The sequence below is a fragment of the Pseudoalteromonas sp. SW0106-04 genome (genome assembly GCF_001293805.1).
Taxonomy (GTDB): domain Bacteria; phylum Pseudomonadota; class Gammaproteobacteria; order Enterobacterales; family Alteromonadaceae; genus Pseudoalteromonas; species Pseudoalteromonas ruthenica.
The window spans coordinates 221762-248411 of the sequence record NZ_BCAI01000003.1 but is presented as its reverse complement, the minus strand read 5'-3'; the positions used below and the strand labels follow the sequence as shown (position 1 = coordinate 248411).

The following is a 26650-nucleotide window of genomic DNA, read 5'->3' as shown; positions in this document are numbered from 1 at the left end:
GCTCAAGTCGGAGAGTTAACATGTTTGATATGATGGAAGAACACAGCGAAGAAGCTGTTATCAAAGTAATAGGTGTCGGTGGCGGCGGTGGTAACGCCGTTGAACACATGGTGCAACAGCACATCGAAGGGGTAAAATTTATTACCGCGAACACCGATGCGCAAGCACTGCGTAAATCATCAGCTGACGTTACGGTTCAGCTAGGTACGCAGATCACCTCAGGTTTAGGTGCTGGTGCCAATCCAGATATTGGTAAGAAAAGCGCCGAAGAAGATGCAGAAACCATTAAAAGCGCACTAGAAGGCGCTGATATGGTATTTATCGCAGCCGGTATGGGCGGCGGTACGGGCACGGGTGCAGCCCCAGTGGTGGCGCGTTTAGCTAAAGAGCTCGGTATTCTAACTGTAGCTGTGGTTACCCGCCCGTTTGATTTTGAAGGCAAGAAGCGTGCAGCAGCAGCGGAACATGGCATTGGTGAATTGGCGGAAATTGTTGATTCATTGATTACTATTCCGAATAACAAACTACTCAAAGTGCTCGGTAAAGGCACAACCTTATTGGACGCTTTTGCAAAGGCGAATGACGTACTTTATGGTGCGGTACAAGGTATTGCCGAGCTGATCACCCGCGCTGGATTGATCAACGTCGACTTTGCTGACGTACGTACGGTTATGTCAGCCATGGGGACGGCGATGATGGGCTCAGCCTCAGCATCAGGTCCTGACCGAGCACAAGAAGCTGCCGAAGCGGCCATTTCAAGCCCGCTCCTTGAAGACGTGGATCTAACGGGTGCAAAAGGCATCTTGGTCAATATTACTGCCGGTATGGACTTATCAATCGAAGAATTCGAAATCGTTGGTAATCACGTTAAAGCCTTGGCATCTGAAAATGCCACCGTGGTGGTCGGTACCGCAATTGATATGGAAATGAGCGATGAACTGCGCGTAACCGTTGTTGCAACGGGTCTCGGTGGTGATCGTCGTCCACAGTTCGGTGTAGTCGACAATGGCTTCAAGCGAGCTTCAGGCTCAGATGTAACTTCTAGCACGAGCAACAACCAGAGCACGTCTATGTTTGTGCCAAGTTTTGCTTCGCAGGGAACTCAAAGCGCTAGCGAAGAGTCCAAGCCGGTAGAGGAGCAGCCTAAAGTCGATAATAGCAGTGCTAGCCCTGCGGCAACGCCGAGCCAAGAAAGCCACAAAGGTAACGGCAATAGTGCTGGCAGCAAGAAACAAGAAGACGGTGGTGATTACTTCGACATCCCAGCGTTTTTGCGTAAGCAGGCTGATTAGTACAGAAAATAAACTGATTTGTTAACAGCAGCGATGTGTGGTAGAATCCGCCGTCTGACTTTAGTTTAAAGAGTGAGCGAAAGCCTATGATTAAACAGCGTACGATTGCAGAAGTAGTCAAAGCCACGGGTGTTGGGCTTCACAAAGGTGAGAAGGTTTCCTTAACTCTCCGACCTGCGAGCGCAAATACTGGGATAGTATTTCGTCGCGTGGACCTTGATCCGGTTGTGGATTTCGAGACAACCCCGGAAGCGGTGGGTGATACGCAATTGTGTACCTGTTTAACAAACAAAGACGGCGTTCGTTTATCGACTACTGAACACCTTATCGCTGCGGTTGCGGCGTTAGGTATCGACAACTTAATTGTTGAGTTAGATAGTGCAGAAGTACCTATTATGGACGGCAGTGCGTTGCCGTTCATCTATCTACTACAAAAAGGTGGGTTAGCCGAGCAAAATGTTGCTAAGCGCTTTATTCGCGTGAAAGAAAAGGTACGCGTTGAAGAGGGCGACAAATGGGCCGAGATTGAGCCTTATGATGGTTTCCATATCGACTTTGAAATTGCTTTCGACCACCCAGCTATCAATGAAAGCCGTCAGCGTATCGGTCTTGATATTACGGCGCAAAACTTCATTGAACAAATCAGCCGCGCGCGTACTTTCGGATTTATGAAAGACATTGAATACATGCATGCCAACAATCTAGCCCTTGGCGGTAGTATGGATAATGCAGTGGTATTGGATGATTTTAAAGTATTGAATCCGAATGGCTTGCGTTATGACGATGAGTTCGTAAAACATAAGATCCTCGATTGTGTGGGTGATATGTTTATGACCGGCCACAACATTCTCGGTAAGCTGACAGCTTATAAATCAGGGCATGACCTGAATAATAAGCTACTGCGTAAGATTATGGCTACTGAGTCTGCATGGGAATGGGCAACATTCGAAGACACCGTATCGATGCCTGCTCCGGCACTCGAGCTGCAAACAGCTTAAAAAATACTGATAAAAAAATGACGCCGTTGAGCGTCATTTTTTTTGTCTGCCGTGTAGCGCCAAGCGCCGTAATTTCTCCTGTAACGAGGGAGGCGCATTCTCGGCCACATGTTCCAAATACTCAGCGCTTTGCTCGCTCATGGCCCGCTTCTTCGTCGCGGTTGCTTTGTTGCTGCCGGTCTGCGACTGAGGAGTTAAACGTCTTGCGGCATCGGGAGAGGTTTGAATTTTTACTTGGCAAAGTTGCGCCAAGCCTTGTTGGCGAAAGGCGGAAAGGATATCCATCTTTACGTAATTGAGTTTTAACGCAATGGTGGCACTTTGTGCTTCAATGATGAGCGCATCATCACGAATATTAGCAACACGACATTTCTTCGCTAGATTCTCACCGATCACTTCACGCAGCACGGTCTGTTGCTGGCTGAGCTGTTGGCTTTTAGCGCTATAGCCGGCAATACGTGACCCCATACGCGGGCTCAACTGGCCCAAAACTTCGTCAAGTTGTTTGGGTGCATACCTATCTTTCGCCATAAATCTAAGGTGCCTCTTGAATTCGCCTAAATCGTCACCACCTCTAGAGAATGCTTGAGCCCTGAGAATCACTTCTTTATTGCAAGCGGTGGGCAGCCAGTCATTCGGATGATTGCAAAGATCTCTATGAACGCTATGATAGGCCAGCGATAATACCAATGCCATTAATTTCTAATGCTGTAAACTACTGCGGCCAACAGGATAAATGGAATTGGTATTATTAGGTGCTGCAATTCATTGAGTTTGTTATGATGTCGCTCAAAAGTACACCGCTCAAGCAGTCACATTTTAGTTTGTCCACGCCAAGTGCTTCTAATGTCACGCTGGTGCTGTATAAATGGATGATATTAAGTAAGCAAGTGACTCGGGTTTGACCCAGAGCGCTTAATGCAGATGAGAATGTAACGGTTAAATCATGATCACTAAATTATTTACCAAGGTTTTTGGTAGCCGCAATGACCGCACAATAAAAAACCTACGCAAAACGGTCGCTTTAATAAATGCGTTAGAGAGCCAACTAGAGTCGCTCAGTGATGACGAGTTAAAGGCGAAAACCGCCGAGTTTCGCGAACGTTACGATAATGGCACCAGTCTAGATGACCTTCTTCCTGAAGCCTTTGCTGTTGTGCGTGAGGCTTCTAAGCGTGTTTATGGCATGCGCCACTTCGACGTGCAGCTAATTGGCGGCATGGTATTACACCAGGGCCGTATCGCAGAAATGCGTACCGGTGAAGGTAAAACCCTGACGGCGACGTTGCCCGCCTACTTAAATGGCTTGACCGGCAAAGGTGTGCACGTTATTACCGTGAATGATTACCTTGCTAAGCGAGACGCGGAAACCAACCGCCCGCTGTTCGAGTTCTTAGGTTTATCGGTTGGCTGTAACGTGCCTGGCATGATGCCGATGCAGAAAAAAGAAGCCTACAGTGCAGATATTACCTACGGTACTAATAATGAGTTTGGTTTCGACTATTTGCGCGACAATATGGCTTTCAGCATTGATGAGCGTGTGCAACGACCGCTCAACTTCGCTGTTGTCGATGAAGTGGATTCAATCCTTATTGACGAAGCGCGTACCCCGCTGATTATTTCTGGCCCGGCAGAGGATAGCTCAGAGCTATATACGCAAATCAATAAGATTGTGCCTGAGCTCGAACTGCAAGAAAAAGAAGACGAAGAGGGTGTTGAAGGCGATGGTGATTTCACTATCGACGAAAAAGGCAAGCAAGTTCACCTGACCGAGCGCGGCCAAGTTAAAGTTGAAGAATTGCTAACGCAGCGCGGTCTAATCGAAGAAGGTGACTCGTTGTACTCAGCGGGTAGCATTACCCTACTGAGCCATGTTTATGCGGCACTTAGAGCTCATAAACTGTATCAGAAAGATGTTGATTACGTGGTCAAAGACAATGAAGTTATTATTGTTGATGAGCACACCGGTCGTACTATGGAAGGGCGTCGCTGGTCTGAGGGCTTACACCAAGCGGTTGAAGCCAAAGAAGGGGTGAAAATCCAAAACGAGAACCAGACGCTGGCATCGATCACCTTCCAGAACTACTTCCGCATTTATGAAACCTTGGCCGGTATGACGGGTACAGCTGATACCGAAGCATTCGAATTCCAACAAATTTACGGCCTAGATACGGTTGTTATCCCTACTAATAAACCGATGATCCGCGACGATCGTGCTGATTTGGTTTACCTGACGCAAGACGAAAAGTACGAAGCCATCTTAGCAGATATTAAAGACTGCCAAGAACGCGGCCAACCGGTACTCGTGGGGACAATTTCAATTGAGAGTTCTGAGTATCTGTCGCAATATTTGCGTAAAGAGAAAATTCAGCACAACGTATTGAATGCCAAATTCCACGCCCAAGAAGCCGATATCGTTGCTGATGCAGGTCTGCCTGGCACAGTAACAATTGCGACCAACATGGCCGGTCGTGGTACCGATATCGTGCTCGGTGGTAACTGGCAAAGTGATATCGACAAGCTTGATAACCCAAGTGAAGAGCAAATCGCCGACATCAAGGCTAAGTGGCAAGAGCGCCATGATGCCGTTATCGCTGCCGGTGGCTTGCATATTATTGGTACTGAGCGCCATGAGTCTCGCCGTATCGATAACCAGCTACGTGGTCGTTCTGGTCGTCAGGGGGATGCGGGTTCAAGCCGTTTCTACCTATCAATGGAAGATGCACTGATGCGTATCTTTGCCGGCGAACGCATGACTAACATGATGCGCAAGCTGGGTATGCAGCGTGGCGAAGCTATCGAGCACCCATGGGTTAACCGTGCTATTGAAAATGCCCAGCGTAAAGTTGAGGCCCGTAACTTTGATATTCGTAAGCAACTACTTGAGTACGATGATGTGGCTAATGACCAACGTCGCGTCGTTTACGCTCAGCGTAACGAGTTGCTTGAAGAAGGGGATATCTCTGAGACTATTACCGCCATCCGCCATGACGTGGTTAATGGTGTGATTGATCAATACATTCCGCCGCAATCATTGGCAGAAATGTGGGATGTGCCTGGTCTGGAAGAGCGTCTAAAAGCCGACTTCCTGCTCGAGTTACCTATTCAGCAGTGGCTGGCCGACGATAACAAGCTGTTTGAAGAAAAGCTGCGTGATCGTATTGTTGATGAGGCGGCCAACGCTTATAAAGCGAAAGAAGAAATGGTCGGCGCACAAGTGCTTCGCCAATTTGAAAAAGCGGTCATGCTGCAAAGCCTAGATCAGCATTGGAAAGATCATCTTGCCGCGATGGACCACTTACGCCAAGGCATTCATTTACGTGGCTACGCGCAAAAGAATCCGAAGCAAGAATACAAGCGTGAATCGTTTGAGTTGTTCTCTGCTATGTTAGAGAACCTCAAGATTGATGTGGTTAATATTCTAAGCAAGGTACAAGTGCGTGCCGAAGAAGACGTAGAGAAAGTCGAAGAGCAGCACCGTAAATCGGAAGAGGTTCCTCGTCAGTATCAACATGCTGATGCTGAGCAAGTCGGTGGCGATGCGCCGCAGGCAGCTGTGGCTTCTCGTAGTGAGCCAAAGGTGGGTCGTAACTCACCCTGTCCCTGTGGTTCAGGTAAAAAGTATAAGCAGTGCTGTGGCAAGTTAAGCTAATAGCACAGTTAAAATAATGGTTTTAAAAAGCGGCATATTGCCGCTTTTTGTTTATGGAGTTGTACTATGAAGCAGGTTGACGTTGCCGTAGGTATTATTAAACGCGAATCGCAAACCTATATTTGTAAGCGCCCAGAAGATAAGCACCAGGGCGGGCTGTGGGAGTTTCCTGGGGGCAAAATTGAAGCGGGTGAATCAGTTGCCCAAGCGCTGAGCCGGGAACTACACGAGGAAGTGGCAATCCGTGTGCATAGCACCGAAGAGTTTATGCGCATCGAGCATGACTACGGCGACAAGCATGTGTGTCTGCATATTCATATCGTTGCCGATTTCAGTGGCGAACCGCATGGTGCTGAAGGGCAGCAAGGGACTTGGGTGGATATCGCAGCCCTAAACGACTACGCCTTTCCTGAGGCGAATGTAGCGATTATCAACAAGCTACTGGAACAGTCATAAATTGTTACAAACTGCGCCTGTGTTTAGCAAATGTTCAGGTTAATATGGCGTAGTCGGAATAATAACTCTATTAATCTAATCGGGACAACAACATGTATAAAGTAACCTTAGTTGCTGCGGCTACGGCCTTAGCATTAGGTTTGACTGGTTGCAGTGAGCAGCCAACACAGTCAAGCAGTAACAATCAACAAGCAGAAACAGTTGCAAAACAAGAAACAAAAAAATCGCAGCAGCTGGGTTCAGGTATTGAGCTTGAAAATATCGATAGTAACGTGCGTGCACAAGATGACTTCTACTATCACGTTAACGGTCAATGGCTTGAGCGCACCGAGATTCCCGGTGATAAATCTAATTACGGCTCATTCACCGCTTTGTATGATCAGTCGCAAGCAGCGCTTAAAGAAGTGATTGAAGCAGCAGCTAAAAATAGCGACGCAAAAGCGGGCAGTGATGAGCAAAAGCTAGGCGCATTTTATACCAGCTACATGAATACTGATGCGCTTGAAGAAAAAGGCATTACGCCATTAAAGCCGTACTTAGAGAACATTGCCGCCGCTGCCGATAAATCAGAGTTAGTATCGCTGATGGCCGACATTCGCATTCAAGGTGGTACCACGCCATTTGCTTGGTATGTTAACAATGATGCCAAAAACTCTAGCCAATATGCGCTTTATGTATCGCAATCAGGCCTAGGTCTACCAGATCGTGATTATTACCTAAAAGATGAAGAAAAGTTCGCCACTATTCGTGATGAATATATTACTTACATCACTGATATGCTAACCAAAGCGGGTGTTGACGATGCTCAGCAAGCGGCGCAGGACATCGTTGCCCTAGAGAGTAAGCTTGCCAAAGCCCAGTGGAGCCGAGTGCAAAGCCGTGATGCGACCAAGTCATACAACAAGATGACCGTGGCCGAGGCAAACGAGTTGACTGGTGAATTCGATTTTGCGCAGTTCTTAGCGCAGTCGGATATCGACAGCAAAGAAGTGATCATTCGCCAACCTTCTTACTTTGAGGACTTTGGCAACATCTTCGCAGAAACCGAGCTGGATACTTGGCAGGATTACCTGACTTTCCACTTTGTGAGCAACTATGCCGATGAGCTAAGTAAAGACTTTGTCGATCGTAAATTCGCTTTCTACAGCACCACATTACGTGGCGTAGAAGAGCAAAAGCCGCGTTGGAAAAAGGCGGTGGACTCTGCCAATGCTGTGTTAGGCGAAATGCTCGGTAAGGTCTACGTCAAAGACAACTTCCCGCCAGAAGCGAAAGCGCGTATGGAGGAGTTGGTAGAGAATCTGATCAAAGGCTTTGACCAAGCGATTGACGGCCTAGAGTGGATGAGCGCTGAAACCAAAGTGGCCGCCAAAGAAAAACTTAATAAATTCACTCCGAAAATCGGTTACCCAGATAAGTGGAAAGATTACTCGGCACTGGAAATTAAAGCAGATGACCTAGCGGGTAACTTTATTCGCTACAGCGAGTGGGCGTATAACGAAATGCGCGAGAAACTAGGTAAGCCGGTTGATCGTTCTGAGTGGCACATGACGCCACAGACCGTTAATGCCTATTACAACCCGGTGAATAACGAAATTGTCTTCCCAGCAGCTATTTTACAACCGCCATTTTTCAACCTAGAAGCGGATGACGCCGTCAACTACGGTGCAATTGGTGCGGTTATCGGTCACGAACTAGGCCATGGCTTTGATGACCAAGGCGCTAAGTATGATGGTGACGGAAACCTACGTAACTGGTGGAGTGAGCAGGATTTAGCGCAGTTTGAACAGCGCGGTAAGAAATTAGTGGAGCAGTTCAATGGCTTCGCTCCGTTCGAAGATGCCAGCGTCAACGGCGAGCTAACACTGGGCGAAAACATTGGTGACTTAGGCGGCCTAACCGTGGCTTACAAAGCTTATCAGCTGTCATTAAATGGCCAACCAGCGCCAGAATTGGATGGTTTCACCGGTGAGCAGCGTTTCTTCATGGGCTGGGCACAAATTTGGCGTCGTAAGTATCGTGATGAAGAGCTACGCAACCGTTTGATGACGGACCCTCACGCCCCAAGTCACTACCGTGTGATTGGTGTATTGCCAAACATGCCAGAATTCTACGAGGCCTTTGACGTCAAAGAAGGGGATGAGATGTACATCAAACCCGAAGATCGCGTTAAGATTTGGTAATTTCCATTAATCGCTACAAGGCCCAGCAATTGCTGGGCTTTTTTATGTTGGCGACCGCAAAGATATTGCTTCACTGTCGATTTATCACTAAGTTAATTAGGCGACTAAAAAAACAACAGAGTAGAGCATGAAGCGAATAACATTAGGACTATGCGCAGCAGGGATTTCGCTCAGTGTATTATCTGGGGTGGCCCAGGCTTATGATCGTATTACCGGCCATAGCTTCGCCAGCCGTTCGGAAGTGATTGCAACGCAAGGAATGGCAGCAACTTCCCAACCGCTGGCCACACAGGTGGCCTTAGATATTCTCAAACAAGGCGGTAATGCCATTGATGCTGCGATTGCTGCCAATGCCACGCTTGGCCTGGTCGAGCCCACAGGGTGCGGAGTCGGCGGCGACTTATTTGCCATTGTGTACTCTGCTGAGGATGACAAACTTTATGGTTTGAATGCCTCAGGGCGCTCACCCCAAGGCTTGAGTTTCGATGAACTAAAGAAACTCACCGCTGAAGAAGGTAAAATCCCCAGCTATGGGCCTTTACCGGTTTCTGTCCCCGGCGCTGTCGATGGCTGGTTTGAGCTGCATAAAAAGTTTGGCTCGTTGAGCATGGCAAAAATTCTAAAGCCGAGTATAGAGTATGCAGAAAACGGCTTTCCGGTCAGCGAATTGATTGCCTATTACATGCAGCGCAGTGTGTCAGCTCGGGCTCAATATCCGGGTTTCCAAGAAGTCTTTATGGCTGATGGTGAAATGCCAAAAAAAGGCGAGATATTTAAAAACCCAGCATTGGCTAATACCTATAAACAGCTAGCCATGGGCGGGCGTGATGCGTTTTATAAGGGCAAAATCGCCAAAGAAATAGACCGTTATATGCAAGCCCACGGTGGCTATCTGCGCTATGAAGATTTAGCGAACCATACTAGCGAATGGGTCGAGCCGGTGGCCAGCACCTATCGTGGTCATACGTTATGGGAGTTGCCGCCGAATGGTCAGGGGATCGCGGCACAGCAAATCCTTAATATTCTTGAAGACTATGATATCGCCGCCATGGGTTTTGATAGTGCGCAGTATATTCATACTTTTGTCGAGGCGAAGAAGTTAGCCTTTGCTGATCGCGCTAAATATTATGCCGACCCTGCGTTTAATGACATTCCTGTGCAACGGCTAATCTCTAAAGACTATGCCGACGAGCGACGTAAGTTGATTGACCCCAATAAAGCGGCGAAGCGCGATCAAGCTGGGCCGGTAGAGGGGGATACCATTTACCTCACGACCGCAGACAAAGAGGGTAACATGGTGTCGCTTATTCAAAGTAATTATCGCGGTATGGGCTCAGGCATGACTCCCGAAAAGCTGGGCTTTGTACTGCAAAACCGAGGAGAGTTATTCTCGTTGCAGCCCGGGCATTTTAATCAGTACCAACCCGGCAAGCGTCCGTTCCACACCATTATTCCTGCCTTTGTGACCAAAGATGGTGAACCGTACATGAGTTATGGGGTGATGGGAGGCGCAACACAGCCACAAATGCACGCACAAATCCTCATCAATATGATTGATTTTGGTATGAACTTGCAAGAAGCGGGCGATGCGCCTCGGATCTTACATACGGGCTCCAGCCAGCCTACTGATGAAGTGATGACCGACGGCGGCTATGTATCACTGGAAACTGGCTTTAGTATGGAAACGCAGCGTCAGCTAATGAAAAAAGGTCATACCCTGCAAGGCGCAGTGGGGCCATTCGGGGGGTATCAAGCGATTATGCGTGACCCGGAAAACGGAGTTTATTACGGCGCCTCTGAAACCAGAAAAGACGGTCATGCGGCGGGATATTGATACCCTAGCAGGCAGATAGTGTTAATTGATAAAGGCGGCTTCGGCCGCCTTTGTGTTTTATCAGCGGATGTAAATAATCGATAAATGATAGCGCTGTCATTATGAATTTTATATGATGGTCGATAATCAGCCAAAAAAAACAATAACACCAACAAGGGAAGGAATGAGTCACCATGTTTAGAAAACGCCTTATCGCCGCCTTAATGCTCCCCATTGCGGCTCAGGCTCAGCTGAGCCAAGAGCAAGTTAACCAGTTTGCTGCGAATACCGAGTTTATGTTCGCGGTAGAAGACAACTTCCATAACAAAGACAGCAGCTTTCTTGGCAGTATTACCCTGACTAACCGCTCCGATGTGGCGCTTCCTGCTGGCCAGGGAGATTGGCAAATCTACTTGCATAACGTGCGCAAAATGAAGGAGCAAAGCGTTAAAGGGCTGCGTATTGAACACGTTAATGGCGACTTACACCGATTAATTCCTACTAGTGACTTTGCTGGTTTAGCCAGTGGTGAAACCCTAGTGATCCCATTTGAAGCCAGTGTATGGATAGTCGCTTACAGTGACTTTATGCCTCGTGCCTTTGTTGTCGCTAAGGATACCAAGCCTGCCATTTTTGCTAATACCGACAGCGAGGACTTTAGTGACTTCGTAACCCCTTTTAGTGAGCCCAAGCAGCTTCGCCGGTATAACGACCCCGAAGATAAAACCATTTTGGTTGATGCAAAGGTGCGTTTTGAGCGTAACCAAGGTTTGACCAAGGTTGATGCTGAACAAGCAGTTAAACGTATTATTCCTAGGCCACAAGAGGTGGATTACCACCGTGGCAATGCGGTGTTAGACGAGAGCTGGAGTATCAGCTTCGCCGGGCAGTTAAGCTCAGAAGTGGCGCTCTTCACTGCGGATCTTAAAGCTAAATATGGCTTGAACCTCAGCGCTCAGGCCGACCACCTTAATGCCGGCGAAGATAAAGTCATTAAGCTCAGCGTGGATGCTCAGGTCGGCGAACCTGAAGGGTATTACCTGGAAATTGATGACGACATTATCCGCATTGTGGGTCACGATAATGCCGGTGCTTTTTATGGCATGCAGAGTTTGTTGGCGCTGTTACCAGCGACCGGAGAGGCAACATTACCGAACCTTGAAGTGCGCGATAACCCCCGTTATGGCTGGCGTGGCATGCACTACGATAATGGCCGTAATTATCATGGTAAGGCAGCGATGTTCAAGCTCGTAGAGCAAATGGCGCGCTATAAAATGAACCGCTTACACTGGCACTTTTCCGAAGATGAGGGATGGCGCTTAGAAATTCCTGGTTTACCCGAGCTTACCGAAATTGGTGCGTATCGTTGTTTCGACCTACAAGAAAATCGCTGTTTACTTACGCAGTTGGGCACGGGGCCATTTAAGTCAGGTTCCGGCAATGGCTACTTAAGTCGCGCCGACTTTATCGAGCTATTGCAGTTTGCCAAAGCCCGCCATATTGAGATTATCCCAGAAATTGAGGGGCCCGGCCATGCTCGTGCCTCTATTAAAGCGATGGAAGCTCGTTATCGTCGTCTTAAGCAGCAGGCTGAGCAATACGCACAAGGCTCTTTAACTAACCCACAACCGGGTACTCAGGAGTTTAGTCAGGTTGATTTAAGTGCCGCCACCCGCTATTTGCTTAGTGACCCAAAGGACACCTCCAGCTATATCACGGTGCAAAATTACACCGATAACTCAATGAATGTGTGCTTGGACTCAACCTATGCGTTTATGGATAAGGTCACTTATGAGTTACAGCAAATGTACCGTGAAGCAGGGACTAAACTTCGCTACTTGCACATCGGCGGTGATGAGGTTGGAGCTGGCTCTTGGATTGGCTCTCCCGCATGCCAAGCGCTATTTGCCGAAGCCAACAATGGGGTGGCCGGAGTGGCCGATTTAAAACCCTACTTTACTCAACGGGTGGCGCAGTTGCTACACAAGCGCGGCATTGCCCCTGGGGTGTGGGAAGACGGCATTATGTACGATAAGGTCAACCCGTTTAACCGCGATGAATACCCCAACGAGGTGTTCTTTACCAACGCCTGGGACAATATTTGGGAATGGGGCGTCGCCGATCGCGCCTATCGCTTAGCTAACGCCGGTTATCAAGTGATCCTCTCTCATGGCACACATTTATATTTTGACCATCCTTATGAAGCGCACCCACAAGAGCGCGGATATTACTGGGCAACGCGCTACACCGATACCGAGAAAGTGTTTGGTTATATGCCTGACGACCTTTATGCCAATGCTGATTATACCCGCGCCCGCGATAAAATAGATAACCTCGAAGCCTTGGTGGGTCGACCAATGCCAGCCTTGGAAAAGCCAGAAAATGTGTTGGGAATGCAAGGGCAGGTATGGTCTGAAACGATCCGTACCGAAGAACAAGTTTTAGCCATGGTTTTCCCCCGTATGCTTGCGGTCGCTGAACGTGCATGGCACAAAGCGAAGTGGGAAGGAGAGCAACCCGATTCTCGCGCACGCCAGCAGGATTGGCAGCGCTTTGCCAGTGCCTTAGCAATAAAGGAGCTGTACAAACTCGATCGTGATGGCATTACCTTGCACTTACCGGTGCCTGGCGGTGTGATTGAGCAGGGTAAGTTGGTGGCTAACAGCGCCTATCCTGGGCTAGGCATCGAATACAGCCTAGATAACGGCAGCACTTGGCAGCCTTATAAGCAGTCGGTCACTGTCGGTGCGAACACTGAGGTGTTACTGCGCTCACGGGTGAATAATCAAATCAGTCGCACCACTCGCGTGCGTTAATCACCGCATACATAAAAAGGCATGGCTGCGAGGTGATGCCTTTTTTGTATCCCTCCAGCCATTGCATATAGACAGCGCAAAGCGCCGGTTCATAACCTTTGTAACCCGGCATAACTAAGCCAACTCTTTGTTATATAGCCCTTTATCAGGCTGATAAAATTCTTGCTGGTAAAATAAACGCTTTTGACGTACAGTTTATGGCAGCGCTGTCATTTTTGTGAACTAGGCGTTAGTTTTATCCTAACGTACTGTGAAAAAAGCGCGGCTATAACAATAATATTTATATTCGGTGAGCTTGTGCGCTTACTTATATGCTGGCTTTGAAGTCAGCTTCCATCGAAACGGTAGAGATAACTATATGATCTGCTTAGTTTTGATGTTATCTATATCGACAACGAGAAGAGTTTATGGAAGCAACAGTGTCAACAACTAAAAAGCAAAGCAACTTTGTGCCTATGGCCATTGTCGCGACCCTGTTTTTTATTCTAGGGTTCGCAACATGGCTCAATGGCTCATTGATGCCCTACCTCCAACAAATTTTGAAGCTGACGCCGTTTCAGGCCTCGCTTATTCTATTTTCTTTCTATATCGCGGTCACTTTTACGGCTGTGCCCTCAGCACTAGTGATCAAGAAAATTGGCTATAAAAATGGCATGGCACTGGGTATGGCAACCATGATGGTCGCGGGATTCTTATACATTCCGGCCGCCAAAACCCAAGTGTTTGCATTATTCTTATTTGCCCAATTGGTGATGGGGATAGGACAAACCTTGCTGCAAACAGCCGTTAACCCTTATGTCGTGCGCATTGGCCCTGAAGAGTCAGCGGCAGCACGTGTCAGTATCATGGGCATTTTAAATAAAGGTGCAGGGGTATTTGCGCCTATGGTGTTTACCGCATTGATTATTAGCAACTTCACCGGTTTAGTGGGCAAAGAGCTCAGCCAAGATGATATTGATGCCATGGCTAACAGCTTAGTATGGCCCTATATTGGCATGGCATTGTTTATCGGTGCGTTGGCGTTAGCTGTTAAATATTCTCCGTTGCCTGAGTTGGTCGATGATGAAGAGCAAGCAGGTGGCAAAGGTCAGGTTAAAGCCGCATTAGCGCATCCGAACTTGGCTCTGGGAGTGATGGCCTTGTTCTTGTACGTCGCAGTTGAGGTGATCGCCGGTGATACTATTGGCTCTTATGCACTCGCTCTCGGCGTGGAAAACTACGGGGTCATGACCTCTTACACTATGGTGTGCATGGTGGCGGGTTATATTCTCGGGATTATTCTTATTCCGCGCGTTATTTCCCAGCAAGCCGCGCTTAGTGGCTCAGCAGTGCTTGGCTTTGCCTTGGTGATTGGTATTACTACCGTGAGTCGCGACTCTACAGTGTTAGCGCAAGCATTGTTAGTGCCTTTTGGTGGGCCTGCACTACCAGACACAGTACTGATGCTGGCTTTGTGTGGTCTAGCTAATGCTGTGGTATGGCCAGCAATTTGGCCACTGGCATTGTCGGGCTTAGGTAAACTGACTAGCGTTGGCTCAGGCCTATTAGTGATGGGGATTGCTGGTGGGGCGTTCGGCCCAGTGTTTTTGAGTTTAGCGACCGGTTCAACGATTTCCGCAGAAGGACAGCAAAATGCGTATTGGGTGATGTTACCTAGCTATGTATTTTTCCTGTTCTATGCCCTCAAAGGTCACAAAATGACCTCTTGGAAGTAACTAATTTCTATTCCATTAGAAATATTCCCGTGTGTGAATGCCAGCCATGTGCTGGCATTTTTTACATTGGTAGGCTCGGCGTTACAGTAGCAACGTTCTTAGCTGGCACAGCGACTTTACCTCATAGGTTGGGGTCATATGCGCAGGGGCCTGTTTCTCATGGCGATTTAGCCAGCAAGTATCGATGCCCGCATTGATGCCGCCAACAATGTCCGATTCCAGCGTATCGCCAACCATCAGTATCTGCTCTTTTGGTGGGTGACCCATTAGCGCGAAGGCATGATCAAATACCGCCATATGAGGTTTGGCATAGCCGACTTGCTCAGAAATAACCAACCACTCAAAAGCGCCTTTTAAGCCGGTTTTTTCTAATCGGGCGCTTTGTAGTTCAGTAAAACCGTTGGTGATAATGCCCAGCTTCGCTTTACCTTGTAGCGCGTTAAGCAGCTCGATTGCACCGGGCAGGGGTTGGCAAATTTCTGCCATCGCTTCCATAAAGCGTAAGTTTAGTTCTCGAGCACTCACGCCTACGCGCTCGGACCATTGCTCGAAACGGCGTTCCTGTAACTGCTGCGCGGTGATGGTGTTGTCCTGATATGCCTCCCATAATGGCCGATTTACGGCTTCGAAGGTGCGGTAATCAGCGTCAGCAAAGTCCACGTCATAGCGAGCAAACATGTGTGTTAAGCCCGCTTTAGCATCAAAGTGGAACAGGGTTTCATCGGCATCAAAAAGAATCCAAGGGTAGCGCATAATTAACGTGTACTCGCAAATAACTCACAGTGATTAAAAGGCGCCATTGCCAGTAACAAGGCCTGTTGATAACTGCTTTGACGGGTGGCATGGCCTTGCGTTAACAAGCCAATAGCACCGCCTTGCTGTTTAATATTCTTGGTTGCAAAAGCCTCATCCATCACATTGCCAAGCTCTTGGCCTTGCTCTAGTTTTTGGTATAAGTGCTTTGGCAGGGGCAAATTGCAGCTACGTCCGACACTGTGCTCGTCGCCATGAGCGATAACTACAAAGGCAAAAGTGGCCGCCCCGTAGTCGAATTGCGCGGCGCCGCCTTCCATAGCCATGTAATAATCACCTTGATAATGCGTTTGGCAATAACGAATGCGGTTGTGCGCACCTTGCAGGGTTTGCGCCTCACCTAAAGGTTGATCGGCAACGCCTGAGGGAGCGTCCACACCTTGGCAAATAATGTCTCTATCCGGGAAGTAGGTGGCAAGGGCGGCTTTGGCGGCATTGATCTTTACTGGGTTTTTAGAGCCCACAATCAGCGTAATGGGTTTGTCGCTGTGGCATTCAAGCATGTGTCGTCCTTATTGTGCTGTTTGCCCAAAGTGTAGCATGCTCAATTGGCATTAAATATCAGTAGTGACTCTCCAGCTTCCAAACGGGCTTGATATTCATTTTGTTGCCACCCCAGAGTGGCTAATACTTGGCTTTCAATACTGGACCAATTATTAATGCTACGAAAGCGTTTGTGGGTATGAGCAATGTTTTCTGCCACCTTTAAAATGGCGTAGTACAAGCGCTCTTCTTCACTGCTTTGGTGTTCATCTAAAAAGTCTAAATCATGATGGCGAAGCACGGTATTGCACAGCACTTTCGGTAAATGCCAAGAATGGGCCATGTAAAAACCAAGGATGGCGTGATTACAGGGATAGCGTTTATCTTCAAGCTGAGTCAACGATGCATGGACGTTATCGTTGGCTTCGTTTAGTACGTTCACGTAATCAGGGTAATTCATCGCCATCACGGGAATGCCGATATCATGAAATAACCCCAATGTTTGTAAATTATCAGCAGGCAAGCTTCGCGTTAAGCTTTGGCCTATGTAAACGCATAAGCGTGAGATCTCGGTCGAGGTATCCCAAAACCGCGCCAGAGAAATACAGCACCCTTGTTGCCGAAATACTTGTTTGAGCAAATAGCGCGAGACAATATGGCTAATAGTATTGAGGCCTAAGAGAATCACCGCGTAGTTAATATCGGTGATTTCCTTTTCTTTACCAAAATTGGGTGAATTTACCACGCGAAGCACGGTGGCTGACATCGCCACGTCGGTGGCAATAAGCTCACTAACAACATCAATACTGGGATCGTTGCGGTTTAACTCCGCTTGCAGCTGCTCTAATGCGGCGGGCTTAACAGGCAGCTTAAATCCAGCTTCTAGCTGTGACAGTAATGTTTCGTCAATACCTTGCATTGCCTCTCCCAAAGTTAGTTGGCGCGCATCAAAAAAAGGATGCACCCGTGCTGAGCCTCTAGGGTTTAGTTGTTATACACCAAGTACAGTCACTATCACGCCTAAGTTTAGCGTAAATTCACGGTCGTGACCCGAAAAGTCGTGCACTTGCAACGTGTTATCACCACAGTACTGTAGGGGGTAGGGCAAAGTGGTGCACTGCAAGGCAGCGCACCAAGAACATTCGATAAGGGTTTAGAACTGATAGCGCACTGAGGCTTTAAAGTTGCGTGGCGCGCCGTAGCGGTATTGATCGTAGAAACCTATTTGATTGTAGTAGCGTTTATCAAAGAGATTATCGAGGTTAATGCTGAGCGTAAGTTGCTCAGAAACAGCATAACGAGCCATGATATTGGCGATACCGTAGCCACCTTGACCTACTTCTACTGGGCCGGTCACTGGGTTGGAAACTTCATCAAAGGTTTCGCTTTGCCAGTTAATGCCACCACCGAGGGTTAAGCCAGCTAGGGCGCCGGAAAAATCATAGGTAGAAAAGACTTTAATCTGATCTTCTGGGTTGGTTGAGTTTAATATCTCGCCTTCTGGTGTTTCGCCCTCTGCATGAGTATACCCCAGATACACTTGCCAATTTTCGGTGATAGCACCGTTAAGTTCGAGCTCTACGCCTTTAGTGCGGGTGCCGTCAATGCCTTTATAAATACGCTGCGTGGTGCCTGGAATGGTCTCGCCAGTGTATTCACCAACATTATCTTGGTCGATTTGAAAGGCTGAAAAAGCAACATCGAGCTTGTCGTTGAACAAGGTGGCTTTAATACCCAACTCGAGGTTTTCTCCTTGCACCGGGTCGAGATATTGGCCTTGCTCGCCAATTAAGCTTTGTGGTGAGAAAATATCAGCGCTGTTGGCATAAATAACCCAGTTATCGGTGAGCGCGTAAGACAGCCCTAAATAGTAAGTGAGTTCGTCGTTTAGTGAGTAATCATGCGCCCGGCCGAAATTATCGGTATCGGTTTGCCATTGGTTTAAGCGCACACCGCTAATTACCGACAATGATGCCGTTGGTTTCAACTGTGCAGCCACATAGGCTGACTGTTGCTCGGTCTCACCATACGAGCCGTAAGCGGCGGTGTCAGCCCACTGCGGCGCAGGGAATGCATAATCATCTTGGCGAAAATCACCGACCTGGGTTGGGGCGTTGATTGCTGGGTAGTAAGGCGTGGCAAATTCTTGCTTTTGCTGATTCCAACCCACAAGCAGCTGATGCGATTGGCCTAGCCAGTCAAACTGGCCCAGTAGCTCGATGTCGCCTGTGTGCTGCGTTCGTTCGGCGTCAATAAAGTTAACTGAGCCGGGGACCATGCCCTCATTGCTTTCCCGATCGGGGTTTCCGCGTACCCACCAGACATCGTACTCTAAGTCGTTATCGCCATATATATAGCTGGCTGAGAGTTGCCAATGTGAATTGAAGTGATGCTCAAACGTCACCACCGAATTAAGCGCTTGGGTTTTTGATGATGACCAAGGTTGTGCCGTTGAAGTGCCACGGTCGTATTGCGTGCGACTACCATCGCTATAAAATATCGGCATCCCTCCAGACATGGTTCCTTCTGGGTCGGTATATTGATAGTCAGCACTTACTCGTAATAAGCTAGCGCGACCAATATCGGTTTCAACTGCGCCGTATAAAGTGGTTTGGCTTTGTGCAAAGCGCGATTGGAAAGATTCACGATCGCTGTAGGCAGCAACAACTCGACCACGAACTCCCCCTTGTTGGCTCAGTGCCCCAGAGGCATCAACGGTTGCTCTTTGGTAGTCCCATGAGCCCAGTGAAGCAGAGACATTAACCTGAGCGACCTCGGTTGGGCGTTTGCGGATAAGGTTGATAGCCGCAGAAGGGTTACCGGCTCCTAACATTAATCCAGTGGCACCGCGTACCACGTCAACGCGTTCATAAATTGCTGTATCGGTTAAGTTATCTCCATAATTGAAACGGGTGTCGTAGGTGGTTGCAATACCATCGTATAAAATACTGTTGACGCCAATACCGCGCGCTCGAATGGAAAACTTGCCATTATCCGCCTCGCGAATACTGATCCCGGTGACAGCACCAATCGCCTCAACTGGACTGGTTAACTGTTGGTCTTGCATACGCTGCTGGTTAATAGCAATGGCAGATTGTGGGGTATCAAGGTGGTTCAAATCCAGCCCGGTGGCGGAATTTAAAGACTCAACGCGATAGTCTCTGTTATTGAGTTTTTGTCCGGTTACCGTGAGGACCTCGATATGACGGGTATCGTCTTTAGCGCTGGCTAAGGCGCAATTGATGGAGCTGAACGAAAGTAAAAGACTTAAAAAAGGTAGGGAAAATCTAAAAGAGCACATAAAATAAATCCGTTATTTTGATGAATAAAGAAGCGCTTACAGTTTTGTGAAACTGCTAGACGCTTTGGAACTGAATTAGATACGCGAGCCATTATAAAGAAAGGTAAATAAATGTAAATCATTATCATTTAATGTTTTGCTATGACGCCGGAGGATAAATGAAAGTATTTCTAAGAGTTAGTTGCGCCCTGCTGTGTGCTTTGTTGATGGTAACGCCCCTGCAAGCCCAGCAAATACAGCAAGGGGCGATGAGTGGCGAGCAGTTGCTAAGTGACTATCCCGCTTTTCAACAGCATTACCAAGACTACCAACCCACAGAGCAAGACTTGCAAGCAATGGCTAAGTTAGCTGGTAAGGAGTTAGTGGTGTTACTAGGCACCTGGTGTCACGACAGTGAGCGGGAAGTCCCTAAACTGCTTAAATTGCTAAAGCACAGCGAAGTTGAGCTCGCCCAGGTGTCGTTCGTTGCCGTGGACTACCAAAAGCAGGATAAGGCGGGTGTGGCTCAACGTTTTAATCTTAAGTACACACCCACGTTTATTGTTCTAGATGAGGGGCAAGAAATTCACCGTGTGGTTGAAAAGCCCAAAAAATCGCTAGCAGCCGACCTTACGCGTTTTTAAGTCATTGCGCAGTGAGCTGCTGAGCAAGCTCACTAAGGCGCGAAAATGCCTGCTCTCGAGATTGCTGGTGACGCTCATCAGCAAATTCTTGCCCTTGTATTTGCACATCAATAAAGCGCTCTACACCTAGATAATGCGCCACCGTTTTCAGATGCGGCACTAAGTGGTTCATGGCGGCTTTATGCTCACCAGGCGCAAGGCCATACTCGCCACATGACCAACACAAAATAAGCGTTTTCCCTCGTAACAGTGGACGCAGGGGCGAATCACCCCGCGTGGCATCAAAATCGAAGGTTTTATTAATTCTGATCACCTGATCAACCCAGGCTTTTAATGCACTGGGCATCCCATAGTTATACATCGGGGTAGCCAAGACAATAACCGAGCTTGCGGCTAATTCGGCGATTAAGGTGTCCGATTCAAGCAGTGTCTGTTGATGAGAATAACTTCTTTGCTCGGCAGCGGTGAAACAGGCCTCAATCCAAAATTCGCTAATGGCACTGGGAGGGTGTTTGCCCACGTCTCTGCGGATAACGTGCACCGCCTGCTGTGGTAATTGATTAATGAAATGGTCGGCCATTTGTCGAGATATCGAACGGTAACTGGGGTTTTCTTGATCGGCGGCGCGAGCGCTGGCATCAATACGTAGTAGCTTCATAATTAACTCCGGTTGTTGTGGGAGTGATTACTATGGGCTTTTGAAGCACTGCGGCGCAAACGGATAAAACTCAGCTATGGATGAGATAAACTCATCTGCTTGTGGCGCTCTATTCGCGTATACTCAATGCTTATTTACCCTTGGAGATAGCGTGATGCTGCCTTCTTTAAATGCGGTTAAAACCTTTGCCGTGGCGGCGCGTAAAAAAAGTTTTAAGCTCGCCGCCGCAGAGCTCAATGTTAGTGCTACTGCTGTCTCACACCAAGTACGTAATTTAGAGCAGTGGTTAGGCAGCAAGCTATTCATTCGCACTGCGCAGCAGGTTCTGTTGAGCGCCGCCGGTGAGCAGCTATACCGCCATATTCATGGCGCTATGGATGATATTGAACAAGGCCTCATGCAGCTTAAACGCCAGCAAAGTCGCCTGCTTATTCATACAACCAGCGCCATCGCTACCTGGTTGATGCCGCGCATAGAGCACTATCGCGCACAGCAGGGCGAGTTGGCTTATCAGCTCATCACTTCAGAGCAGATAGCCGTTACCGGGCAGGAGCTAAGTAATGAGATAAGCCTGCGCTTTGGTGACACCAGCACTGTGCCGGCATCGCAACGTGTGAGCCAAGCGAGTTATGGCCTCTACCAAGCGCCGCATAAAGCGGATGAGTCTCAGGTGTTTATTCCCACATGGAAACAAAAAGGCTTAACCGAGCCACCCTGGCAACAATTTATTGCCAATAATAATCTGAATGAGCAGGACTTTGACCGCCAATACTACGACCTCGAGTTTCTTATTTTGCAGCAGGCGATAGCCGGGCGTGGTTACGCGTTCTTACCGCAGACCTTTGCCCAAGACGCAGTGCAGCAGGGGTTGTTAGTACAAAGCCGATGGCAGCCGGTAGCCAGCGAGCAGGGAGTATATTTTTATCAGGGAAGTACAGATAAAACAGCGGCGGCACAGCATTTTATGCAGTGGCTACAGGACCATGGATAGGCATAAAGTGAAGTTATCTGTTTTTTAACAGGGACCCTCGCCAAGGTCATTCTGATTAGTTATCTAAGCTGACAGGGAAATGTGTGGAAGAAGAGAATGAGCATACCCTAGGGGTCGGCGCACAATATTTCTAAGCTATTGCTGATAGGTGGCTACTTTATGCCTTCGTTAATCCTGAAATACTTCAAGTACTTTGAAGTCAGCGTCCCAGCGACACCTACTATTAGCGAAGTACTTCACGTGAGATACGCCACTATCAAACTCAAATTGTATTTCTGGATCAGTTTAAGGGAAGTGGACACTTCCTTTAAAAAAGCTGCTACTTTGGATGTGATACATAGTCGCTGCCCTGCTTAACTTGAACGAGCACTTATCTATATCTGTAGTTATAGTTACGTATGCATCTACGAGTTTTTTATAGAGTAACAAAGCGCTTTCAAACCTTGCTTTTTGCGTTTACATAAATCGCTATTTCGCAAAGAGGTTTTCTTGTGAGGGATTGAATTTCTAAAATGTCTGAATACAGAAGTGTTAGAGGATTTAGAAAGGGGTATTGTTAAATAGGAGGTTTTCAATTAATATCAAAAATGCCAAGGCGCTAGCCCCACTTGCACGCGAGTGAAAAACAGCAACCTTCTATACCGAAAGGTAATCTTAAATCAGTACTATTTTATAAACATTACGTAGCTTGAGAAATCATCCGTAATCGCGTGTGGCTTTGATTATGAGCAGTTATTTGCCTCAAGCGTATGGAATTGTTTATGAAAAATTTAAAGACACTATCTCACTCTACTAAAACTCTACTAGCCAATGAGAGTTGTCGGGTTAAGCATACACACATCCTCGAATTAGTGGCCGCTGCCCATGGGTTTAATAGTCATGCTGCGTATAGCGCATCGAGCAATGTAGTAAAAGTCGCATCGCCTCAGGAGCCTATTAGGGCAGAAAAGTGCATTTTTCATAGAGCGCTAGAGCTCGGTTATGAGTCACAGTTGGCATTGAAAACCGCTCAGGTAATTAGTTCACAACAGTATATTTTGGAAGAGCCAATTACAGAGTACGTGAAAGAATATCTAGGGTGCTGTGATTCTGGGGAGGCTGAACGCTTCGAAGACTTCGATAATTTTTCAGAGGACGATGAGGAGGTATTCAACTTAGAAGTTGTTGAATTATTGAAGCACTTTATCAATCAAGGAAATCATGAGCACATATACCTGGCTTTACTCCTCTCTGTGAATGAAATAAGTCACTATCATGAAAGTTATGACATGCGCGCGGCTGAGCATTGGTTAGCAAAAAGTCAAAGTGGAGCTCAATTATCCCTCTTGCAGCAAGAGATACTGGAAGCCTATAAGGTAACAGAGTTATTTAATGGGTTACTTGGTGCAGTGGAGCGACAGCTAGAGCAGATGGACATTGATTCATTAAACCGCCCTAAACAAGTCTTAGATCTTCGGAGTCACCTTGAACAAGTTGAGTCTGATGCTTCAGTTAAATTTAGTGATTTATGTTACCTAGACCCGCTTGATGTAGTTTATGCCTTAGAGTTTCTATTAGAGCGCATAGCTTCAGATGCAGTCTTGAGGCTCCACGCTGATTGGTATAGAGCTTATTTATTGAAAAGTGCCAACAAGGAATCAATTGCTAGCTTTATAGGGCGACATATTTCAAATGAAGAAGCTTGGTTTTGGTACTACTTTGGCTTAAGTCGTGGGTTTGACATAACAGAGTCAAATCACATAGGAATTAATCGTGACACCGGTGAGGAGTGGGATGGTTACGGTCCTGTAGTAGTTGGAGGATATGACGGTATAGAACTGCCTCATATCGATTTAGCCTCGAAGACTAAAGTTGAATTATTTGTTAAAGGGTACTAGCTCTGTCGAGCCCGACTGCTAAGGCTATAGCCCCTCTTGACGTGTTGAGGGCAGTTTTGGGAGACGCTAGTTTTCTTGTTCGCTCGTTGTGAGCAGATTCACATTTAAGTTAACGCATCGATCACTGATGGCAAGTCGCCAATTTACCTGGTGGATGCCTCTCCCTCTCCTGGCCTTTTTTCTGGGTGGGATGATTGAGCCCAAGGCATCATGAGCAGTGGCCTTGAGTGGGGCGACTCTGCGAGTCGTCCCTACCTCTTCGAGTAGGTACGACTCGCAGTGACATATCCTATGTAGTATATTGATTTACAATCTTTTTATAACTTTAGTCGCCGGTGAAAAGGCTTCTTCGACGGGAGAGTTTTTTATGGGAGAAGTGCAAAGTTCATCACGTCTTGCCTATGTTATAAGTGCAATGACATTGTCGGTTCCAATTCTATACCTAATTGGCTATTTCTATCAGTACGGGTATTTAGAGGAATATAATTTATCTATATCTCTATTTGGCGACTCGCTAGAGGGTTACCTAGTAAGTGCCTTTGTCTTTTTTATGCAAGCGTTTGTCATTATTTCGACCTTTTTGCAAGAACATCCATGGTCGGTATTGATTTTCGCGTTAGGCATATGGCTATACGGTCTTCTTATTGCGCTCGTTAATAGAAAAAAGGAGTCGATTAAAAGTAAAGCTAAGAAAATATCCAAGTGGGAACATTTTGATATCGTAATTTTCCCTATTGGTTTAGCTATAGCATCAGTAAGCCTTCCATCTATGATCTTTACCTTTTTTGCTGGGGCTATTTTAGGCATTTTGTTTAGTTGGGGCGTAGGACATCAAGTCGCTCAAAAAGAAATTAGCAATTTCCCAAAATGTGAGGGAGTCAGTAAGTGTATTTCTATAAGCAGTAAGCGGGGACGCATAGGTCAGGGTCGTGTTGTAGCTGCAACTGATAAATACCTGGCTATATATGATGGTATTAAGGTTTCCATTGTGCCAAATAATGAGCTGACATTTGAAGCCCAACCTAAAAAATAACTATACAGCAACGTTGCACAGAGGTAGCACCGAATGGATTCGGTTAGTAATTGATAACTTGAGATAGTAGGAAAAATGGTGGCCCCACCTGGACTCGAACCAGGGACCTAACGATTATGAGTCGTGCGCTCTAACCAACTGAGCTATAGGGCCATTTTGTGTTTTATAGTGAAGTCAGAGTAAACACATCCATGATGATAGTCACTCGGCTCGGTCATCCACGACCTCGCGTTCTTCACTTTCGAAGTGATGTTAAATCACTTCTCAAAGCCTTTGGCTTACGTTCATCACCTAAGCTATAGGGCCATTTGCGTGCCACTGATAAAGATATCAGTATCCTGACAAGCGCCGAGCAGTATAAAAACTTTTGTGGGCCTTGTCACTAGCTGTGGGGTGATTATTTTGCCGCTCGAAATCAATCGCTTACTAATTAACCTAAGGGCGTAGCTTGAGCTGTAACCTCGCAAACGACTTGCTCTGAACTTTTAAGGTAGTGGGTGAGTGCGCGCTACTTACAAAAAGCGATTTAGGGTTTGCAGGCACAAAAAAAGCCGACGTAGGTCGGCTTTGGCTTTGCTTAACATTTAGCTCTATAGGCCAAGTTTCTTCTCTAAATAGTGGATATTAGTGCCACCATTTTTGAAGTTCTCGTCCGATAAAATCAGTTTATGAAGCTCGGTATTGGTTTTAATGCCGTCGATAACCAACTCGTTGAGCGCGTTGCGCGAGCGAGCAATGGCAACGTCACGGTTCTCACCGTAACAAATAAGCTTACCAATCATTGAGTCATAATGTGGCGGTACAGTGTAGTCCGCATAAATATGGCTATCCCAGCGAATACCCAAACCACCGGCTGGGTGGAAGCGGGTGATCTTACCTGGTGATGGGATAAAGGTTTTTGGGTCTTCCGCATTAATACGGCACTCAATAGCGTGACCACGGATTTGCACATCTTCCTGAGTGATTGATAATGGCTGACCAGCAGCAATTTTTAACTGCTCTTTAATTAGGTCAATACCTGTTACCATTTCTGTTACAGGGTGTTCTACCTGAATACGGGTATTCATCTCGATAAAGTAGAACTCACCGTTTTCATATAGGAATTCGAAGGTGCCCGCGCCGCGATAACCAATTTCGATACACGCGCGAGTACAGCGATCGCCAATGTACTTACGCATTTCTGCGGTGATACCTGGTGCAGGTGCTTCTTCAACTACTTTTTGGTGGCGGCGTTGCATCGAGCAATCACGCTCACCTAGGTGAATTGCGTTGCCTTGGCCGTCTGCCAATACTTGCACTTCGATATGGCGTGGGTTTTCTAGGAATTTCTCCATATAAACCATGCCATTACCAAAGAACTGCTTGGCTTCTTGCTGAGTAAGGGCGATGGAGTCGACCAGCTCTTTCTCGCTGCGTACGACGCGCATACCACGGCCACCGCCGCCGCCAGCGGCTTTGATGATCACTGGGTAACCGATGCGCTTAGCAATTTGCATATTACGTTCGGTGTCGTTAGTGAGCGGACCATCAGAACCGGGTACACAAGGAACGCCGGCTTTACGCATCGCTTCAATGGCCGATACTTTGTCACCCATAAGACGAATGGTGTCGCCTTTAGGACCAATAAATACGAAGCCACTTTGCTCAACTTGGTCGGCAAAATCAGCGTTTTCCGATAGGAAGCCATAACCTGGGTGAATAGCGACTGCATCGGTGACTTCCGCCGCAGCAATAATGCGGGGAATATCTAAGTAGCTTTCGGTAGCAGGTGGCTTACCAATACAAATAGTTTCATCTGCAAGGAGCACGTGTTTCAGGTCACGGTCGGCGGTAGAATGCACGGCAACCGTTTTTATACCTAGCTCTTTACAGGCGCGCAGAACACGAAGTGCAATTTCACCTCGGTTTGCGATAACAACTTTATCTAACATAGTTAGTGCCTTGTT

The 26650-nt window shown here is 47.4% G+C and carries 19 protein-coding genes and 1 tRNA gene; 12 read left to right on the top strand and 8 right to left on the bottom strand.

Annotation, left to right across the window (positions count from 1 at the left end; genetic code table 11):
* The first annotated feature begins 20 nt into the window (after nucleotides 1-20).
* On the top strand, nucleotides 21-1292 hold the full coding sequence (ftsZ, locus tag W04_RS05790) for a cell division protein FtsZ (protein WP_053910154.1): 1272 nt from the start codon (nucleotides 21-23) through the stop codon (nucleotides 1290-1292).
* 86 nt (nucleotides 1293-1378) lie between these two features.
* Nucleotides 1379-2290: a UDP-3-O-acyl-N-acetylglucosamine deacetylase gene (gene lpxC, locus W04_RS05785; RefSeq protein ID WP_022946065.1), complete on the top strand. Its 912-nt coding sequence runs from the start codon at nucleotides 1379-1381 to the stop codon at nucleotides 2288-2290.
* A gap of 33 nt (nucleotides 2291-2323) precedes the next feature.
* On the opposite strand, the gene W04_RS05780 is transcribed toward lpxC, so the two are convergent.
* Nucleotides 2324-2986 carry a DUF721 domain-containing protein gene (locus tag W04_RS05780; RefSeq protein WP_306341147.1) on the bottom strand — a complete coding sequence of 221 codons (663 nt, stop codon included), beginning with the start codon at nucleotides 2984-2986 and terminating at the stop codon, nucleotides 2324-2326.
* Between the two features lie 250 nt (nucleotides 2987-3236).
* Here W04_RS05780 and secA point away from each other — a divergent pair, with 250 nt between their 5' ends.
* From secA to nagP, 6 genes are all read left to right on the top strand, one after another.
* Complete coding sequence (secA, locus tag W04_RS05775; RefSeq protein ID WP_022946063.1) at nucleotides 3237-5942, top strand: preprotein translocase subunit SecA; 2706 nt, start codon at nucleotides 3237-3239, stop codon at nucleotides 5940-5942.
* 66 nt (nucleotides 5943-6008) lie between these two features.
* Entirely contained in the window at nucleotides 6009-6398 is a 390-nt protein-coding gene (gene mutT / locus W04_RS05770; RefSeq protein WP_053910153.1) for an 8-oxo-dGTP diphosphatase MutT, read from the top strand.
* Nucleotides 6399-6490: 92 nt separating this feature from the next.
* Entirely contained in the window at nucleotides 6491-8581 is a 2091-nt protein-coding gene (locus W04_RS05765; RefSeq protein WP_053910152.1) for a M13 family metallopeptidase, read from the top strand.
* Nucleotides 8582-8708: 127 nt separating this feature from the next.
* Nucleotides 8709-10415: a gamma-glutamyltransferase gene (gene ggt, locus W04_RS05760; protein ID WP_053910151.1), complete on the top strand. Its 1707-nt coding sequence runs from the start codon at nucleotides 8709-8711 to the stop codon at nucleotides 10413-10415.
* 173 nt (nucleotides 10416-10588) lie between these two features.
* Nucleotides 10589-13210, top strand: coding sequence for a family 20 glycosylhydrolase (locus tag W04_RS05755; protein WP_053910150.1), 2622 nt, complete (start codon nucleotides 10589-10591; stop codon nucleotides 13208-13210).
* Between the two features lie 407 nt (nucleotides 13211-13617).
* A complete protein-coding gene (gene nagP / locus W04_RS05750) occupies nucleotides 13618-14925 on the top strand; it encodes an N-acetylglucosamine MFS transporter NagP (protein WP_053910149.1) in 1308 nt (435 codons plus the stop codon).
* A gap of 81 nt (nucleotides 14926-15006) precedes the next feature.
* Here the strand turns inward: nagP and yjjG are convergent, their stop codons facing one another.
* The 4 genes from yjjG to W04_RS05730 form a co-directional block, all read right to left on the bottom strand.
* Nucleotides 15007-15678 carry a pyrimidine 5'-nucleotidase gene (gene yjjG, locus W04_RS05745; protein ID WP_053910148.1) on the bottom strand — a complete coding sequence of 224 codons (672 nt, stop codon included), beginning with the start codon at nucleotides 15676-15678 and terminating at the stop codon, nucleotides 15007-15009.
* Between the two features lie 2 nt (nucleotides 15679-15680).
* Nucleotides 15681-16241, bottom strand: a complete 561-nt coding sequence (yjjX, locus tag W04_RS05740; protein WP_053910147.1) for an inosine/xanthosine triphosphatase — start codon at nucleotides 16239-16241, stop codon at nucleotides 15681-15683.
* A 41-nt stretch (nucleotides 16242-16282) separates the two neighbouring features.
* Entirely contained in the window at nucleotides 16283-17140 is an 858-nt protein-coding gene (locus tag W04_RS05735) for an HDOD domain-containing protein (RefSeq protein ID WP_022946054.1), read from the bottom strand.
* A gap of 234 nt (nucleotides 17141-17374) precedes the next feature.
* Nucleotides 17375-19522 carry a TonB-dependent siderophore receptor gene (locus W04_RS05730; RefSeq protein ID WP_082342151.1) on the bottom strand — a complete coding sequence of 716 codons (2148 nt, stop codon included), beginning with the start codon at nucleotides 19520-19522 and terminating at the stop codon, nucleotides 17375-17377.
* A gap of 158 nt (nucleotides 19523-19680) precedes the next feature.
* On the opposite strand from W04_RS05730, the gene W04_RS05725 reads away from it, so the two are divergent.
* Complete coding sequence (locus tag W04_RS05725; RefSeq protein ID WP_053910146.1) at nucleotides 19681-20145, top strand: thioredoxin domain-containing protein; 465 nt, start codon at nucleotides 19681-19683, stop codon at nucleotides 20143-20145.
* A gap of 1 nt (nucleotide 20146) precedes the next feature.
* Here the strand turns inward: W04_RS05725 and W04_RS05720 are convergent, their stop codons facing one another.
* Nucleotides 20147-20803, bottom strand: coding sequence for an FMN-dependent NADH-azoreductase (locus W04_RS05720; RefSeq protein ID WP_053910145.1), 657 nt, complete (start codon nucleotides 20801-20803; stop codon nucleotides 20147-20149).
* 154 nt (nucleotides 20804-20957) lie between these two features.
* On the opposite strand from W04_RS05720, the gene W04_RS05715 reads away from it, so the two are divergent.
* From W04_RS05715 to W04_RS05700, 3 genes are all read left to right on the top strand, one after another.
* Nucleotides 20958-21794 (top strand): LysR family transcriptional regulator, encoded by an 837-nt coding sequence (locus W04_RS05715; protein WP_053910144.1) that lies wholly within the window; start codon nucleotides 20958-20960, stop codon nucleotides 21792-21794.
* 761 nt (nucleotides 21795-22555) lie between these two features.
* Entirely contained in the window at nucleotides 22556-23671 is a 1116-nt protein-coding gene (locus W04_RS05705) for a hypothetical protein (protein ID WP_053910142.1), read from the top strand.
* 367 nt (nucleotides 23672-24038) lie between these two features.
* On the top strand, nucleotides 24039-24704 hold the full coding sequence (locus W04_RS05700; protein ID WP_157576285.1) for a hypothetical protein: 666 nt from the start codon (nucleotides 24039-24041) through the stop codon (nucleotides 24702-24704).
* Between the two features lie 76 nt (nucleotides 24705-24780).
* On the opposite strand, the gene W04_RS05695 is transcribed toward W04_RS05700, so the two are convergent.
* Nucleotides 24781-24857 (bottom strand) — tRNA-Ile (locus W04_RS05695).
* A 437-nt stretch (nucleotides 24858-25294) separates the two neighbouring features.
* Nucleotides 25295-26635, bottom strand: a complete 1341-nt coding sequence (gene accC / locus W04_RS05690) for an acetyl-CoA carboxylase biotin carboxylase subunit (RefSeq protein ID WP_022946050.1) — start codon at nucleotides 26633-26635, stop codon at nucleotides 25295-25297.
* Nucleotides 26636-26650 lie beyond the last annotated feature (15 nt).